Raw genomic sequence first — 16,898 nt, forward strand, 5'->3', positions numbered from 1 at the left:
ATCACCGCGCCGTGCAAGGCCAGCACCAACAAGCCCAACAGAACGCCTTCGCGCCGGCTGGAAAACCGCTTGGGGGTCTGCTGCAGACGCAACTGCCCCAACGGCGCGCGGTGCGGCCGGCCAAGGTCGACCAACTCACCGCTCGGTGCCAGGCGCCCTTGCGCCTCAGTGGCACGGGCGGCGGTCTGGACATTGCCCATTGATTCACTCCCTACGATTTTTAAACCTAAAAACCGACGGGCCTGCGTAGCAGGCCGTCCAGGGTTGAATCATCGGGCTGGGTGCTTATCCCTTAAAGTAATCTTTAAAGTTATGCTTATGCCTAATTTGAATAAATAAAACTGACTCATACGCCAAAGCCACGGTCTGCGCGGCCTGGCGCAGAGGTGGCATTTTTCAATGCGTTTCAGGCATGCAAAATATTCAGTAGAGGCATGGCCCAACAGGGCTGTTGGCGCACAAATCGAACAGTTCAGCCTGTAAGCACTGCCCTGCCGCGCTCAGGCCGCTGCGGGCATACAACGCCAGGCGCACGCCTTGCACCACGGGCAAACCGCTCTCTGCGCCCAGCACCACATGCCCGGCCTGCACCACCCGCAGCGGCAACAGACTCACGCCCAACCCCGCCGCCACGGCCGAACACACGCTGGCCAGGCTCGCGCTGGAATAGCCGATACGCCAGCGCCAGCCGCCCACTTCAAGGTGGTGCAGCATTTCATTGCGGTACAGGCCGCCCACGGGAAACGCCACCAGCGGCAACGGGTCGCGTCCCAGGCACGGCGTGCTGCGGCTGTCCACCCAGCACAGCGGCTCGGGCCACGAGGCCAGGCAGTCATCGCTGCTGCCCATCTGTTTGACCAGCAACACGTCGAACTCACCGCTGCGGTATTGGCGCTGCAGCTCGGGGCCCAGCCCGCTGGTGACCTCCAGGCGCACCCGTGGATAGGCCAGCACAAACGCCGAGAGCAACGGCATCAATCGCTGCGCCGCGAAATCCTCCGGCACACCCAGGCGCAACACGCCGTCGCTTTGCTGGTTGATCAACACATCGGCGGCTTCTTCATGCAGCGCCAGGATGCGTCGTGCATAGCCCAGCAGGCGCTCGCCTTCGGCAGTGGCGACGACACGGCGTTGATCGCGGTCCAGCAACTGGCACGCCACGGCATCTTCCAGGCGGCGGATCTGCTGGCTGACGGTGGATTGGGTCAAGTGCAGGCGCTCGGCAGCGCGGGTGAAGTTGCCGCAATCGACCACAGCGACAAAGCTGCGCAGTAATACGGGATCGAACATGGTCATTCTCTTTGCCACTGGCTGGCATGGTTATATTTAATTTCAGAATACCCGGGGCGCTGGCCATACTCACGCCACATTTACCGGGTGCACAGGCGCTGCATGACCCTCAATAAGTCCTTTGCAGGCTGGTGCCTGCTGGTAGTGCTCGGCCTCAACCTGCGGCCGATCCTCAGTTCCATCAGCCCGTTGCTCGGCGAAATTCGCCAGGCCACCGGCCTGAGCTTCCAGAGCAGCGCCCTGCTGACCAGCCTGCCGGTCATCTGCATGGGCCTGGTGGCGCTGGTGGGCGTGCGCGTGGAAGCGCGGCTCGGTGAACGGCGCGGTATCGCCCTGGGCCTGGTGATGATTCTGCTGGCGTGCCTGGCGCGCTGGCTGATGGATCAGGCGTCGGCGCTGCTGGTCACCGCGTTGCTCGGTGGTGCGGGCGTGGCGCTGATCCAGGCGCTGGTGCCGGCGATGATCAAGCGCGAGTTTCATCAGCGCGTACCGGTGGCGATGGGCGTGTATTCGGCCTCACTGATGGCCGGCGGCGGCCTGGCGGCGTTGCTCAGCCCGGTGGTGGCGACGCACTTCCAGCAGTGGCAGGCAGGGTTGGGTGTGTGGCTGTTGCCGGCGCTCGCAGCCTTGTTGCTATGGACGTGGCTGCCGCTGGGCGCCGCCAGGAGTCCACACGTGGCGCCCGCCTTGAAGGGGCTGCGCAACCGTCGCGCGTGGTTGCTCGCGCTGTATTTCGGCCTGGTCAACTGCGGCTACATGAGCATGGTGGCCTGGCTGCCTGCCTACTATCAGCAACTGGGGTGGGGCGTGCTGCCCAGCGGCTCGCTGCTGGCATTCATGACCATTTTCCAGGTGATCGCCGCGCTGCTGATGCCGGTGCTGGCACAACGCGGCATCGACCGTCGCCCGCTGCTCGGCATCAGCCTGGTGGCGCAGACCCTCGGCTACCTCGGCCTGATCATCGCGCCGCAGGCCTTTCCCCATGTGTGGGTGGCCCTGTGCGGCTTCGGCCTGGGCGCGTGCTTCGCCCTGAGCCTGCTGCTGACCCTCGACCATCACCGCGACCCACGCCAGGCCGGGCAACTGGCCGCCTTCGTCCAGGGCGTGGGCTTTTTGATCAACGCCGTTTCGCCCTGGCTGACCGGTTGGCTGCGCGAACTGACCGGCAACTTTGTCAGCGCCTGGATCGTGCTGACACTGACCGTGCTGGCGATGCTGCTGGTGACGAGGGTGTTCAGTCCGGCCACCTATCGCAGTGACCTAGAAGTCGTAGCGCCCGGTCACGCCTAGGGTACGCGGGGCGCCCAGCAGGCCTTCGTATCCGCCGTTGCCGCCGGTCCACAGGGTGGTGTAGTAGGTTTTGTCGAAGGCGTTTTTCAGCCACAGCGACACGTCCCACTGGCCCTGTTGGTAATTGCCGCGCAGGCCGGTGGAGAGGTTGACCAGCGCATAGGCCGGGATCTGCCCGTAGTCGGAATCTTCCACGGTGCCCACCGCCTTGGAGCGGAAGGCATAACTGGCGGTGACGTAGGGTTCAAAGCCGTTATCCAGGTTCCACTTGTACTCGCCGTTAGCGTTGGCGATCCATTTCGACGCGCCCACCACCTGGTGGCCGGTGAGGTCGCAGGACGTCGGTGCGCCGGGGCGCAGGCTGACTTCCGGCGGGCATGGCGCGTCCTTGTAAGACAGGTAACTGACGTCGTTGAAGGAGCCGTTGAGGTTCAGCGTCAGGCCCTTGATCGGCACCAGCGTACTTTCCACTTCCACCCCCCGCGAGCGCACGGAGCCGGCGTTGGTGAGGTACTGCACACGGTTGTCCTGGTCGTAGGCGTTGGTCTGGTAGCCATTGACCTGGGTCCAGAACAGGTTGGCGTTGAGTTGCAGGCGGCGATCCCACAACGTGCTCTTGAAACCCAACTCGGCGTTGTTGGCGCGCTCGGTGCCGATCAACAGCGAGTCGGCCCCCGCCGTCGGCGCCGAGCCCACCGCCAGGTTGACGCCGCCGGACTTCTCGCCGTGGGACAGCGTGGCGTAGCCCAGCAGGTTGTCATTGAAGTGGTAACTGAGGTTGAGCAGCCCCGACGGGGTGGCGCTGTATTGCGTCAGGTCACCCGAGTCATACGTCCCGGTACGTCCGCGTCGCGCCGTGGCTGCGGCGCCGCTGACCGCAGCGCCGCCCAGCGGGGCATTGCGTGTCACCCAGGCACTTTTTTCTTCGTAGGTGCCGCGCAGGCCGGCGGTGAAATCCAGGCGTTCGGTCAGGTGCCAGGTGCCTTGGGCGAACAGCGCAAAACTGTCGGTGCGGATATGCCCGTTGCCGATGCTGCTCACGTTGTTCAACGCGCCGCTCGGCGTGCCGTTCCAGATATCCGCCTGGGGGCCGTAATAGGCGAAGGACTTGTTATCCAGGTCAGAGCCGAAGTAGTAGGCGCCGAGCACGTAATCGAAAAACCCGCCCTGGGGTGAAGCCAGGCGAAATTCCTGGGACCACTGCTTGTCCTCCACCGATACGCCGGCGTTATACGAGGCCGGCACGTTAAGACCGTCATCGTTGCGCGGGGTGAAATTCCACCAGCGATAGGCACTGACCGACGTCAGGGTGAAATCGCTCGGCAAGGTCCAATTGGCCTCCAGCGAGGTGCCGCCCTGAAACACGGTGACGTGCTGGTCGTTGTCCAGGTTGACCTTGCGGTGGGTGCCATCGACCAGGGTCGCACCCGCGGCGTTGGCCCGGGACTGATAGAGGTTGGTGCCGTTGATGGTCGGCCCGGTGCTGTAGAGCACACGTGTACCGGCGCTGGAATCCTCCTCGTTGTAGTCGCCGATCCAGCGCAGGTTGAAGGCCTCATTGGGCTTGTACAGCAGTTGCCCGCGAAAGCCCTGGCGCGAACCGCCATTGAGCTCGTGGCCGTCATGTTCATTCTTGATGTCGCCGTCGCTGCGCGTGCGATAGGCCGAAAAACGCCCGGCCAACTCATCGGTAAGCGGCCCTGAAATCGTGCCCTTGGTCTGGAAATAACCGTCCTCGCCCAGCGAGGTTTCGATGCTGCGCTCCGGGGTGAAACTCGGCGCGCGGGTGCTGATATTGATCACCCCCGCCGTGGTGTTCTTGCCGAACAGGGTGCCCTGCGGGCCGCGCAACACCTCAAGCTGCTCGATGTCCATCAGGTCGAACACGGCCATGCCGGGGCGCCCGAGGTAGACGTTGTCGATATACAACCCCACGCTGCCCTCCAGGCCGTCGCTGGCCGGGTTGTTGCCCAGGCCGCGAATCGACACGCTGGACTGGCGCGCATGCATATAGGCGACGTTGACGCTGGGCACCAGCTGCTGCAGGTCCTGAATCCGATACACCCGCTGGCTCTCCAGCGCCTGGCCGCCGACCACGCTCATGGGCGTCGGTACCGCCTGGGCGCTTTCGGTACGCCGCCGCGCGGTGACCGTGACGGTTTCCAACTGGCCACTGGCGCTCTCGCCTGCCGGAGCCGGCTCGGCAGCATGACTGGGGGTCCAACTGGCACTGCCCGCCAGCAGCATCGCCAGGGGCAGGCGCTTGAAGGGTACAACGGGCTTGAACAGACTCATGGGCGGCTCCGGAACCCAGGAATATCCAGCAAGGCATATTCCTTAAGGTTATTTATTTATGGTTTTAAGAACATTTACTGCATAAGAGATAGCCTTTATAAGGAGTCGACCTAATGCATAGCCAATGCATTTCCCGGATATTTTTGATGTGAAAAATGCATATCGACCTGCGCCAACTTCGCCACTTCATCGCCCTCGCCGAACAACGCAGTTTCGTCGCGGCGGCGTTGACGGTGAACCTGTCGCAATCGGCCTTCAGCCGCAGCATCCAGGCGCTGGAACACAGCACCGGCTGCCAGTTGGTCGACCGTGGGCGCAAAGACCTGGCGCCGACCAAACAAGGCCAGGTGCTGCTCGAACATGCCCGGCGCCTGGTCAGCGGCGCGCAGCAACTGGCCAATGAGATCAGCCAGTTCAACGGCCTGGAGGCCGGCGAGTTGCGCTTCGGTTGCGGCCCGGCGCCGGCCGGTGGCTTGATCCCCCGCGCCATCGGCAGTTTTATCGGGCGCTACCCCAAGGCACGCGTACAGTTCCAGGTGGACGACTGGGAAAGCCTGAGCAAACGCCTGCTCAGTGAAGAGTTCGAGTTTTTCGTCGCCGACACCCGCCACTTCGAAGCCAACCCCGACTACCACACCCACCGCCTGCGCCCGCGCCGCTGGTATTTCTGCTGCCGCAGCGGGCACCCCCTCGCCACCCACGACAGCGTCAGCCCCGTCGAACTGATGAGCTACCCGCTGGCCGTGACCATCCGCCCGCCGAACCTGCGCAAAGTCATCGTCGACCTCAGCGGCCGACCGGATTACCAGCCCAACGTCGAATGCGAAAACGGCTACAGCCTGCTGGGCGTGGTACTGCGCTCGGACGCCATCGGCATCGTCAGCGCAAACAGCGACATGCTGCACATGGCCCGGGGCGAGTTGGTGTGTTTGAAGATTGATGGCCTGGATGAAAACCTGGAGGAGCGTTACACCCGCTACGGGATTGTCAGCCGTGCGGGGTATCGGCTGTCGCCGTTGGCGGAGGCGATGATTGAGCAGATCAAGGAAGTCGATGAGCGGGATGAAGATAGTTATACGCTTGAGAATATCGCGGTCTGAACCGACGCCATCGGGGGCAAGCCCCCTCCCACATCTGGAATGCATTTCAAGTGTGGGAGGGGGCTTGTCCCCAATGGCAACACCCATGCATTCATTGCATGAAACCCAGTCCCCAAATGCACTTGCCAGCGCCCCACCCAAACAGCGAAAAAACCTCACCTATCTTCCATCCGGTGAGCCTCCATGTCCCAACCCCAACCCGTACGCAACGTGCTCTACATCATGTGCGACCAACTGCGCCGCGATTACCTGTCGTGCTACGGCCACGCCCATTTGCACACCCCGAACATCGACCGCCTCGCCACAGCCGGCGTGCGTTTCAGCCGCGCCTACACCCAGGGCACCATCTGCGGCCCGTCGCGGATGTCGGCCTACACCGGGCGCTATGTCAGCAGCCATCAGGTGGCGTGGAATGCCGTACCGCTGCCCCTGGAAGAGCTGACCATTGGCGACTACCTGCGCCCCCACGGCATCCGCACCGCGCTGGTGGGCAAGACCCACGCCACGCCAAACCTGGATGCCCTGCAGCGGCTGAATATCGACCCCGAAAGCGCCCAGGCCGAGGTGCTGAACGAAGTGGGCTTCGACACCTATTTCCGCCACGACGGCATCTACCCCGACAGCCCGCTGTTCGAGGACAAACGCGAGTCCGCGCCCTACACCCATTACCTGCGCGAGCAAGGCTACAACGGCAGCAACCCGTGGCATGAATGGGCCAATGCCGCGCAAGGTGAAAACGGCGAAGTGCTCAGCGGCTGGCACATGCGCAACGCCGGGTTACCGGCGCGGGTTGCCGAGCAGCACTCGGAAACCGTCTACACCACCGACCGCGCCATCGACTTTATCCAGGAGCAGGCCGAACAACCCTGGTGCCTGCACCTGTCCTATATCAAGCCGCACTGGCCCTATATCGCCCCGGCGCCGTACCACGCGCTGTATGGCGCCGAGCATATCCAGGCGCCGATTCAACCGGCGCACACCAGCGATCACCCGGTATACCAGGCCTTTCATCAACACCAGGAGAGCCTGAACTTCTCCCGCGACGAGGTGCGGCTCACGGTGATTCCAACCTACATGGGGCTGATCAAACAGATCGACGACCAGCTCGGGCGGCTGTTCGATTTCCTGCAAAGCAACGGGCGCTGGGATGACACGCTGATTGTGTTCACCAGCGACCACGGCGACTTCCTCGGCGACCACTTCCTCGGTGAAAAGGAATTCCTGCTGGAGCCTGCCGTGGGCATTCCCCTGATCGTGCGCGACCCGCGTGCCAGTGCCGATATCAGCCGTGGCTCGGTGGACGCGCGCCTGGTGGAGACCATCGACGCGCTGCCGACCTTCCTCGACGCCCTGGGCCTGCCTGCCGCCGAGCACCGCCTGGAAGGCCGCTCGCTGATCCCGCTGCTGCACGGTGAACCGACGCCTTGGCGTGACTATGCGATTGCCGAGTACGACTACGCCTTCCAGGCCCCCGCCCGCGAGCGTCTGGGCCAGCCGATCGACCGTTGCCGCATGACCATGGTGCGCAGCGAGCGCTGGAAATACCTGGCCTATGACGGCTTCCGCCCGCAGCTGTTCGACCTGCACAACGACCCGCAGGAAGTACACGACCTGGGCGCCGACCCGGCCTATGCCGACGTGCGCGAGGTGCATGTGGGTTATCTGTTCGACTGGCTGCGCGGGTTGAAGCGGCGAACCACCATCAGCCACTCCGAGATCGAAGTGCGTGGCCAATGGTTTCGCTACGGTGAGCCGGAGGCGGAGAAGGTGGTGCAGATTGGCGTGTGGTAGAACGACACAGGTCTGAATGTGGGAGGGGGCTTGCCCCCGATAGCGGTGTGTCAGCCACTGAAAGGTTGACTGACACTCAGCTATCGGGGGCAAGCCCCCTCCCACATTTTAATCTGCAACCTGACTTAGAGACCTTTCGTGGTTCTGCTGGTTTGCCCCTGCACGCCCACCGGCACATCGCCCTTGAGCGTCACCCGGCGCACGATACGCTCCTGGGTGTCGTAGTCGTCCACCGCGTAATGCTGGGTGGCGCGGTTGTCCCAGATCGCTACATCGCCGCTGTTCCAGCGCCAGCGCACGGTGTTTTCCAGGCGGGTAACGTGGCTTTGCAACAGGTTGAACAGTTGCGTCGAGTCGGCCTGGGAATAGCCTTTGAGGCGCTTGACGAAGTGCCCCAGCAGCAGGGTTTTCTCACCGCTGACCGGGTGCACGCGCACCACCGGATGCTCGGTTTCATACACCGTCGAGGTGAACACCTTGCGGTACTCCTCGAGCCGCTCCACCGCCACATCCGGCTTGAGCGCGGCGTAGTCGTATTCGTTGCTGTGGATGGCCCAGAGGTTATCCGCCAGGGCGCGCAGCTCGACGCTGAGGTCGTTGTAGGCCGCCGACGTGTTGGCCCACACGGTGTCGCCACCGGATGCGGGCGCCAGCACCGAACGCAGGATCGAAGCTTTGGGGTAGGCATCGACGAAGGTCACGTCGGTGTGCCAGGAGTTGGCGCGCTGGCCGCGCGTGCCGTCCAGCTCCATCAGGAAACGCGTGCCGTCACGCACCGGCACGGTCGGGTGGGCAATCGGCTCGCCGAGCAGATGGGCGAAGGCTTCCTGGCTCTGGTCGTCGAGGTGGGACTGTTCGCGAAAGAAGATCACCTTGTACTGCACCAGCGCTTGCTGGATGGCGTCGACAGTGGCGGCATCGAGATGACCGGACAGTTTGATGCCACGGATCTCGGCGCCGATGCGGCCGGCGACCGGATGAATGTCCAGTGCCTGGGCGATGGGTTGAACAGCTAATGCGGCGTTGCTCATTGTGGTGACCCTCATGTGCCTGCGGATGGTGGAACGCTCGCCGGCAACGCTCTATTCATATGCATTTTAGATCTAGCAAATGAACCAATGCTTCGTTGACGGAATAAGAGCTTGCATTTAAAACCTCAGCTCCGTCGCTCGCAAATGCCTTCGACCTATTTTTCAAATGCCGGGAATGCATATGGATCTGCGTCAACTGCGCTACTTCATTGCCCTCAACGAACACCGCAGTTTCGTACGCGCTGCGGACGCCATGGGCATCACTCAACCGGCGTTCAGCCGCAGCATCCAGGGGCTGGAACAGGAGTTCGGCTGCGTGCTGGTCGACCGTGGCCACAAGGACCTGCGCCCCACGCCCGAAGGCCAGGTGGTGTTGCAACACGCCCTGAGCCTGGTGCATGGCGCCGCCTTGCTGAGCAGTGAAGTCACGCGCATGACCAAGCTCGATGCCGGCGACCTGCGCTTCGGCTGCGGCCCGGCGCCGGCGGTGAAACTGGTGCCGGATGCGGTGGCGCGGTTTATCGGCGCGCACCCGAAAATCCGCACCAGTTTCCAGGTGGATAACTGGGAAAAACTCAGCCGCGCCCTGAGCCGCGAGGAGATCGAATTCTTCATTGCCGACATCCGCCAGTTCGAAGCCGACCCGAACTTCCAGACCCGTGCGCTGACCGCCAAGCGCGGCGTATTTTTCTGCCGCCCGGGGCACCCGCTGCTGGCCAAGGACAGCCTGTCGACCAATGACATGTTCGACTACCCGCTGGCGGCACCGCTGATCTCCCAGGGCATTCGCAAACTGCTGGCAAACCTGAGCGGGCGCATGGATTTTTCGCCGAGCATCCAGACCGAACACTTCCCGGCGCTGGTGAAAATCGTGCTGCAGTCCAACGCCATCGGCGTGGGCACCGAGGAAGCGTTCGCCGAGGACATCGCCAGCGGCACACTGGTGCTGCTGCACTGGCGCAACCTGCCGCAGAACATGGAGACCCTGAGTGCGCGGTGCGGGATCGTCAGCCGCACGGGGGCGCGGTTGTCGCCGGCGGCTAAAGCGATGATTGAGGTGTTGGTGGAGGTCGACAGGCAAGAGGTGAGTGTGGCGGTCTGAACGGCCTCATCGGGCCATAGGTATCTACACAACTCAGCAGCGCCCACCCGTAACCACGATGCGAAGCGAGCCGCTCTTGATCTTGATCTGCTTTTGATCTCAGGCGCCCCGTCAAACCACGCTGGCCGAACGCAGGCTTGAATCCGTGGGTAACCCGGCAGGACGCCGGGTTAGCCGCCCCGCGCCATGGATGGCGCGTGGCGGCGGCCCACGGATTCAAGCCTGCGTTCGGGCACACCGAGCCTAAGCGAGGTGCCGAGTGGTGGGGCAAGAGCGTTTTGCTTACTTTTGCGCTTTTCAAAAGTGAGCCGCTGTAAAAGCGGAACCATTAGCAGCCGTTACCGCAGAAACGGATATGTACTCGGTCTGATCCAACATCCTGGTCGGCCCCGAGGCCGTCATCGGGGGCAAGCCCCCTCCCACAGTTGAACTGTGAATACCTTCAAAGTGTGGGAGGGGGCTTGCCCCCGATAGCTATAGCCCAGGCACCACTGGACTCAAAGCCCCGCCGCAGCCAACCCAGGCGCCACCCAATCACTCACCTGAAACGACCGACGAATCAACTTCTCCCTGGAAGCCAGATCCACCGCATCCTGTAACTTGCCCAGGAACACCGGGTCCAGCGTCGCCGGGAAAATCTGGCTGAGCTGCTGGTCCTTCAAGTCATTGCTCAGGATCACTGGCGGATAACTGGCCAGCCCCGACACCAGCTCGATGTAGGCCTGTTTGTTATTGTCATCGGTCAACCATTGCGCCGCCTGCTGCTGGGCCTTGAGCAACTTGGCCACCGCGTCGGGATGCCCGTCGACAAACTGTTTGCTGCCCACCAATACCGCCTGGATGCTGCCGGCGCCGTTCAGGTCCTTGGTGGTCAGGGCGATCTCGGCCAGCCCCTTGGCTTGCAGCGCCGTGAGGTTGGAGCCGCCCCAGGTTGCGTCAATCTGCTTGGCGGCCAACGCCGCACCGGCCGCGTTGTAATCCAGGTTGATGACTTTCAGGTCCTTTTCACTCAGGCCCTGGCTGGCCAATGCGCTGTCGAATGACAACTGGCTGGCCGTGCCGCGAAACACCGCGACGCGCTTGCCCTTGAGGTCGTGCAGGGTCTTGATGCCCGAGCCCGGCACCACGCCCAGGTACTGCTTGATGTCGCGCGCGGTGGCGCTGAGCAGGCGGGTATCCAGCCCGTTGGAACGGCCGATGATGGCCGCCAGGTCGCCGAGATAAGCGAGGTCCACCTGGCCATTGGCGAAGGCTTCATTGATCACCGGGCCCGCGCCCTTGAAGTAATTCCACTGAATCGTGATGCCCTGGTCGGCAAAGGCCTTTTCGAAGATCTGCTGTTGGCGCAACACATCGGTGATGCCGCCGCCGCTATGTTGGCTCCCGGCGCTGAGGTCGGGCACGGCAATACGGATTTCCTTGAGCTCGGCGGCCTGCACCAGACCCGCCAGCGCGGTAGCGGCGAACAGCGTGATCAGACGTTTGAAGGGCAGTTTCATAAGGGCAGCTCCTGGTGGGCGGCGGTCGCCTGGGGAGCTGAAATTAGGCACAGGCAGATAGAAACTTTAAATACTATAAATTCACAATTTAATAACCTTTTGAACTATGCGAGACAAACCGCAGGCTGCAGCGGGCTATGCATAAACAGCATCGAAAATATTCTCCGAATGCATTGGATGCGTGCCGGGCACGGGCTTTAAATGGACTCTCTTATCGCACAATCATCTTGATTACGTTTTTATAAGATCTGAATCACATAACGAAAGGAAGGTCCCCGATGGCCCGGACCGCACGGTTAAGCCCGCCTCTGACAACCCCGACACTGCGCTGGCCGGCGCTCAGCGCCTGGCTGTTACCGCTGACGCTATTAGCCTTGTGGTGGCTGGCCTGCCGTCATCAGTGGATGAGCGAACAAATCCTGCCGCCGCCTGCACTGGTGTGGAGCAGCGCCGTGGAACTGGCGGGCGGCGAGCTATGGAGCCACCTGGCGATCAGTGTGCAGCGCTTGTTCTGGGGCTTGCTGGCGGGCATCGGCGCCGGTGCGTTGCTCGGCGCCTGGCTGGGCTTCAGCGCGCGCGCCGAGCGCCTGGTGTTTCCCACGTTCAGTGCGTTGGCACAAGTGCCGACCCTGGCGTGGATCCCGTTGTTCATGGTGTTTTTCGGCATCGGCGAAACCCTGAAACTGGTGGTGCTGGTCAAGGCGATCGTGGTACCCGTGACCCTGCATACGCTGGTTGGTGTACGCGATGCGCAGCCGCAGTTGCGTGAAGCCGCGCGCGTGCTGCGCCTGCCCACCCACCTGCTGATCCGCCGACTGATTCTGCCCGCCGCACTGCCGGCGTTCATGGCCGGTGTGCGCCTGGCGCTGGCGGCCGGTTGGACGTCGCTGCTGGCGGTGGAGCTGCTGGCCTCCAGTGAAGGCATCGGCTACCTGATGGTGTGGGCACGCCAGTTGTTCATGCTCGACATCGTCTTTGTGTGCATCGTGGTCATCGGCGTGCTGGGCGTGGTGATGGACCGTGGCGTCGGCTGGCTGGACCGCAAATGGGTGCACTGGCCGCATCCGGCCACGGCGCACATCCGGCGCGGCCCGCGTTACCAGGGCTGGCAGCGCCTGCAGCCGTGGCTGCTGCCCCTGGGGTTGCTGGCGCTGTGGCAAGTGGCGACGCAGCAGGGCTGGGTCGACGCGAATATCCTGGTGAGCCCATGGACTGTGCTGCAGACCACCGCCACGGGCGTGGTGGATGGCACGCTGTCGGGCGCGCTGGGCAAAAGCCTGGGGCGCACCCTGGGCGGCTTGGCATTGGGCGCCAGCCTGGGGTTTGCCATCGGCTTGTGGCTGAGCTTGTCACCGCGCAGCGAGCGGGTGCTCGGCCCTACCCTGGCCGCCTTGCGCCAGATCGCAATCTTTGCCTGGGTGCCGTTGCTCACGGCCTGGTTTGGCCTGGGGGAATTGGCCAAGTGGGTGTTCATTGGCCTGGCGGCGTTTTTCCCGCTGTTTATCGCCACCCAGCGCAGCGTGTTGAACCTGTCACCGCAACTGAGCGAAGCCGCGCAGGTGCTGCGCCTGAACCTGTTCCAACGGCTGCGCCGCCTGATACTGCCGGGCGCGGCGCCGGGCATTTTCGCCGGGCTGCGCCTGAGCCTGATCTACGCCTGGCTGGGCACCATCGGCGCGGAATACTTCATGCCGTCCAATGGCGGCATCGGCAGCCTGATGATCGGCGCCCAACAGCTGCTGCGCATGGATTTGATCATGAGCGGCATGCTGCTGGTCGGCCTTACCGGCGCCACCCTCAACCTTATCGGCCAACGCCTTGAAAGCCGCGTCACCGGCTGGAGACACGCATGAACGCACCGATTGTCAGCTTCAACCATGTGGGCAAGTCCTTCGAGGTGGATGGCGTCGAGCTGGAAGCCATCCGCGAATTCAACCTGGAGATTGCCGAGGGCGAATTTGTGGCGATTGTCGGTTCGAGCGGCTGCGGCAAGTCCACGCTTTTACGCTTGCTGGTGGGGCTGGATACGCAGTTTCGCGGGCAGATCCAGGTCGATGGCAAAGCCGTGAGCGGCATCGGCAGCGAACGCGGCATCGTGTTCCAGGAACACCGCTTGTTCCCCTGGCTGACGGTGGCGCAGAACATCGGCCTGGGCCTGGTCAATGAACCCTTGAGCGAGGCCGAGCGCAGCCGACGCATTGGCGACTTTATCGAACTGGTGGGCCTCACCGACTTCACCCGCGCCTATCCTCACCAACTGTCCGGCGGCATGGCGCAACGGGTAGCGATCGCCCGTGGCCTGGTGGCCAGCCCACGGATTCTGCTGCTGGACGAGCCGTTCGGCGCGCTGGATGCGCTGACCCGCCAGCAGATGCAGGACGAACTATTGGCGATTCGCGCCCGCGCCAAAATCACTACGGTGCTGGTGACCCACGATGTGGAAGAGGCGATTTTCCTCGCCGACCGCGTGGTGGTGATGGAGCCCCGGCCCGGGCGGATCAAGCAGGTGGTCGAGATCGCCCTGCCCCATCCGCGCCAGCGCAGCAGCTTTGAATTCCACCAACTGCGCGAAGAGCTGCTGCATGAACTGATCAGCGACGATCACTACCAGCCGCCGGTGCGCGAACAGATCCGCGACCTGCCGCTGGCGTTCATTGCTTGCTGAACGCGAGTTCTCTGTCCGGTTGCTCTTCGCGTTCAAACCGATTGGCCCGCGCAAAGGTGCCGAAATCATTGAAGCGCACGCCCATCTCGGCCATGACCTTGTGCGCCACCCTGACCGTCATCTGGCGGATATAGAACGGCTCCTTCACCACGAAATGGTGGATGCCGTGGGTGCTGCCGAAATTGAAACAGAACGCCTGCAACGGCCACATCCACCAGGGGTTGAGCACCTGGGTCTGCTGGATCACATTGCCCGGCTCCACATCGCCGTAGTAATGCATATTGGAACTGACGAAGTGCAGGCAAAAGGTGCGCAGCACGTTGGGGCCAATGATCACCACCGCCGCGATATCGATCACCTGCATCATCTGCAGCGTCCCGGCTGACCAGTCGATGGGCGCGCCCACCAAACCGGCGATGCCGTTGGCGGCATGAAAGCCGAGGAAGATATACCACGCGCCCCAATGCAGCAGCGCCAGCGGTGCGTACACCAGCAGCACGCGCTTGAGGATGCTGAACCTGTGCGGCCAGGTCCTGGCGCGCAGCAGGCGGATCATGGCGGACATCATGTTGTCGCCCACCATCAGCAAGCGCGCGATGCCCCAGGGCTCGCCGTTGGTGATGGCACGCTCTTCCACATCGGCCTCGGTGCCGGAGACCTTGTGATGATTGAGGTGCAGATGCCGACGAATCCACGGGTTGATCGTGCTCGGCCGCGCCAGCCACACCAGACCCATCATCAGGTTGTGGGGCACGCGCTGCTTGCGAAAGTACATCCTGTGGATCAGGTCGTGTTCCAGCTCATGGGTGAGTGAGGCAAAGAACGCATTGAGCAGCAGGCATACCCACCAGGCCATATGACCGCTGATATACAGCGCCGCTGAACCCAGCATGCCGACCCATGCGAACGCCAGGATGCCCGCGCCCAGCGCATCCTGATGCAGCAGCCAGGGGTGCCGTTGGCGCAGGCGCGCGCCCTCGGCCAGCACCACCTCGCGGATATGCGCCGAACGCTGTTGCGCGTTCATCTGCTGGGGACTTGCACAAGTACCGTCCATGCTTCCATTCTCTTGTGGAGTGATGCCTGCATCCTGCACCCAACCCTGGCGCAGGCCGCTAGCTCCGCACGCCAACCTGTTGACCGCAAGCGCCAATCGCCATGACTGAACCGACTTCCCTCGCCAGCTGGACCCGCGCCCTGCGCAAGCAACTCGAGGCCCTGGGCCTGGACAGCGCCGCGCTGTGCCTTGAGGCCGGGCTCGACCCGTTGCTGATGGACGACCCGAACGCGCGCTACCCGTTGTCGGCCACCACGCGCCTGTGGGCACTGGCGGTGCAGGCCAGTGGCGATCCGGCGATTGGCTTGCGGGTGTCGCGGTTTGTCAGCCCCACGACCTTTCATGCATTGGGTTACGCGCTGGTGGCCAGCGGCAGTTTGCGCGAAGTGTTCGAACGCATCGTGCGCTATCACCAGGTGGTCAGTGATGCCCTGAGCCTGGAGTTGAGCCGACACGGCGACTGCTACCGTTTTCGCCTGCTGCAACCCGAAGGCAGCCCGGCGCCGGCGCTGGAAGCCATCGATGCGTTTGCGGCGATCTATGTGCGCACCTGCCGCAATCGCCTGGGGCGCGACTACGCACCGCTGGCGGTTTACCTGCAGCGCCCGGAACCGGTCGACCCCGCGCCCTGGCACACGGTGTTTCGCGCGCCGGTGTTCTTTGGCGCCGAGGAAGACCGCCTGGAGTTCGCCGCCCAGGACTTCGACAGCCACCTGGACGATGCTAACCCGGAGTTGGCCGAACACAATGAAACCGTGCTCAAGCGCACCCTGGCGCAACTGCAGCCGCTGACCTGGGAGCGCAAGGTGCGCGCCGCCATCGAGGCGCAACTGCCCGACGGCGAACCCGGCGCGGAGCGGATCGCCCAGGCGTTGCATTTGAGTCTGCGCAGCCTGCAGCGACACCTGGCGGATGAAGGTTGCCGGTTTGACGCGTTGCTCAATGAATGCCGGCAGAACCTGGCGCTGTTGCACCTGCGCGATCCGCAGTGCTCATTGGCCGAGATCAGCCATCTGCTGGGGTTTGCCGATACCAGCAGTTTCAACCGGGCGTTCAAGCGCTGGACGGGGATGACGCCGGGGCAGTTCAGGGATGGGTTGCGGTAGGTGAATGGGGGGTGTTTTTGAGGGCCTCATCGGGGGCAAGCCCCCTCCCACATTTGAACTGTGAATACATTTAAGTGTGGGAGGGGCGGTGCGACGATTCGACTTGCCCCCGATAGCGGTCTTTGAGGCTCTGCAAATCCCGGATCAATCACCGCCCCCGATCACGCCGCAACAATTTCCTCACCCGCGCCACCAGCACTTTGGCGTCAAACGGCTTGAGCAAGTAATCGTCTTCATGCAATTCCAACCCACGCAGCCGATCTTCAATGCCGTCAGGCGTGGTCAGGAACAGCACGGGGGTTTCTCCGCGCTGGCGAATCGCCTGCTGCAACTTCCACGCATTCAGGCCCGGCAGCATCACGTCCAGGATCACCAGGTCGTACTCGGTGCTTTCCACAAAGCGCTGCGCCGCCATGCCGTTGGCCGCCACTTCCACGCCGAAACCCGCTTCGCTCAGGCCCTGGGCCATGCGTTGCGCCAGTTGCGGCTGGTCTTCCACTAACAACACCTGCATGCCTTACCTCTGGGTTTGATTACAAACCTGTCATCAAATTGTGCGGCTTTTGACCACGTCCACTGGCTACCGTGACGGCCTGCCTTCTGGAGCCTTCACCATGTTTCGCACTGCCTTGTTCCTGAGCCTCGCCGTGGCGACTGCCGCCCAGGCCACGC

Annotated in this window: 13 protein-coding genes and 1 pseudogene; 7 read left to right on the plus strand and 7 right to left on the minus strand. The window is 63.1% G+C overall.

Annotated features, from left to right (window positions below; translation table 11 throughout):
- Positions 1 to 200, minus strand: a pseudogene (locus BFP90_RS03230) (energy transducer TonB); the annotation flags it as partial.
- A gap of 223 nt (positions 201 to 423) precedes the next feature.
- Entirely contained in the window at positions 424 to 1,290 is an 867-nt protein-coding gene (locus tag BFP90_RS03235) for a LysR family transcriptional regulator (RefSeq protein WP_065893823.1), read from the minus strand.
- A 102-nt stretch (positions 1,291 to 1,392) separates the two neighbouring features.
- Here BFP90_RS03235 and BFP90_RS03240 point away from each other — a divergent pair, with 102 nt between their 5' ends.
- On the plus strand, positions 1,393 to 2,580 hold the full coding sequence (locus BFP90_RS03240) for a CynX/NimT family MFS transporter (RefSeq protein ID WP_065895939.1): 1,188 nt from the start codon (positions 1,393 to 1,395) through the stop codon (positions 2,578 to 2,580).
- Here the strand turns inward: BFP90_RS03240 and BFP90_RS03245 are convergent.
- A complete protein-coding gene (locus BFP90_RS03245) occupies positions 2,551 to 4,875 on the minus strand; it encodes a TonB-dependent receptor (RefSeq protein ID WP_065895940.1) in 2,325 nt (774 codons plus the stop codon). The genes BFP90_RS03240 and BFP90_RS03245 overlap by 30 nt on opposite strands.
- Positions 4,876 to 5,030: 155 nt before the next feature.
- Between BFP90_RS03245 and BFP90_RS03250 the strand changes: the two genes are divergently transcribed.
- Complete coding sequence (locus BFP90_RS03250) at positions 5,031 to 5,975, plus strand: LysR family transcriptional regulator (RefSeq protein ID WP_065895941.1); 945 nt, start codon at positions 5,031 to 5,033, stop codon at positions 5,973 to 5,975.
- A 183-nt stretch (positions 5,976 to 6,158) separates the two neighbouring features.
- The gene (locus BFP90_RS03255) at positions 6,159 to 7,766 is read left to right on the plus strand and encodes an alkaline phosphatase family protein (protein ID WP_065895942.1); all 1,608 of its coding nucleotides are present in this window, start codon (positions 6,159 to 6,161) and stop codon (positions 7,764 to 7,766) included.
- Between the two features lie 125 nt (positions 7,767 to 7,891).
- Here BFP90_RS03255 and BFP90_RS03260 read toward each other — a convergent pair whose 3' ends face one another.
- On the minus strand, positions 7,892 to 8,797 hold the full coding sequence (locus tag BFP90_RS03260) for a TauD/TfdA dioxygenase family protein (RefSeq protein WP_065895943.1): 906 nt from the start codon (positions 8,795 to 8,797) through the stop codon (positions 7,892 to 7,894).
- A gap of 181 nt (positions 8,798 to 8,978) precedes the next feature.
- On the opposite strand from BFP90_RS03260, the gene BFP90_RS03265 reads away from it, so the two are divergent.
- Positions 8,979 to 9,899 (plus strand): LysR family transcriptional regulator, encoded by a 921-nt coding sequence (locus tag BFP90_RS03265; protein ID WP_065893829.1) that lies wholly within the window; start codon positions 8,979 to 8,981, stop codon positions 9,897 to 9,899.
- A gap of 497 nt (positions 9,900 to 10,396) precedes the next feature.
- On the opposite strand, the gene BFP90_RS03270 is transcribed toward BFP90_RS03265, so the two are convergent.
- A complete protein-coding gene (locus BFP90_RS03270) occupies positions 10,397 to 11,398 on the minus strand; it encodes an ABC transporter substrate-binding protein (RefSeq protein WP_065895944.1) in 1,002 nt (333 codons plus the stop codon).
- Between the two features lie 278 nt (positions 11,399 to 11,676).
- On the opposite strand from BFP90_RS03270, the gene BFP90_RS03275 reads away from it, so the two are divergent.
- Both BFP90_RS03275 and BFP90_RS03280 read left to right on the plus strand, forming a co-directional pair.
- A complete protein-coding gene (locus tag BFP90_RS03275; protein ID WP_065895945.1) occupies positions 11,677 to 13,251 on the plus strand; it encodes an ABC transporter permease in 1,575 nt (524 codons plus the stop codon).
- Positions 13,248 to 14,063 (plus strand): ABC transporter ATP-binding protein, encoded by an 816-nt coding sequence (locus BFP90_RS03280; RefSeq protein WP_065893831.1) that lies wholly within the window; start codon positions 13,248 to 13,250, stop codon positions 14,061 to 14,063. The genes BFP90_RS03275 and BFP90_RS03280 overlap by 4 nt, the downstream gene beginning before the upstream one ends.
- On the opposite strand, the gene BFP90_RS03285 is transcribed toward BFP90_RS03280, so the two are convergent.
- Positions 14,050 to 15,120: a fatty acid desaturase gene (locus BFP90_RS03285; protein ID WP_065895946.1), complete on the minus strand. Its 1,071-nt coding sequence runs from the start codon at positions 15,118 to 15,120 to the stop codon at positions 14,050 to 14,052. The two genes, BFP90_RS03280 and BFP90_RS03285, sit on opposite strands and share 14 nt — an antisense overlap.
- A gap of 101 nt (positions 15,121 to 15,221) precedes the next feature.
- Between BFP90_RS03285 and BFP90_RS03290 the strand changes: the two genes are divergently transcribed.
- On the plus strand, positions 15,222 to 16,226 hold the full coding sequence (locus BFP90_RS03290; protein WP_065893833.1) for an AraC family transcriptional regulator: 1,005 nt from the start codon (positions 15,222 to 15,224) through the stop codon (positions 16,224 to 16,226).
- A gap of 148 nt (positions 16,227 to 16,374) precedes the next feature.
- Here BFP90_RS03290 and BFP90_RS03295 read toward each other — a convergent pair whose 3' ends face one another.
- Positions 16,375 to 16,740, minus strand: coding sequence for a response regulator (locus BFP90_RS03295; protein WP_057725354.1), 366 nt, complete (start codon positions 16,738 to 16,740; stop codon positions 16,375 to 16,377).
- Between the last annotated feature and the right edge of the window lie 158 nt (positions 16,741 to 16,898).

This window comes from Pseudomonas sp. 24 E 13, from assembly GCF_900004715.1.
Taxonomy (GTDB): Bacteria; Pseudomonadota; Gammaproteobacteria; order Pseudomonadales; family Pseudomonadaceae; genus Aquipseudomonas; species Aquipseudomonas orientalis_A.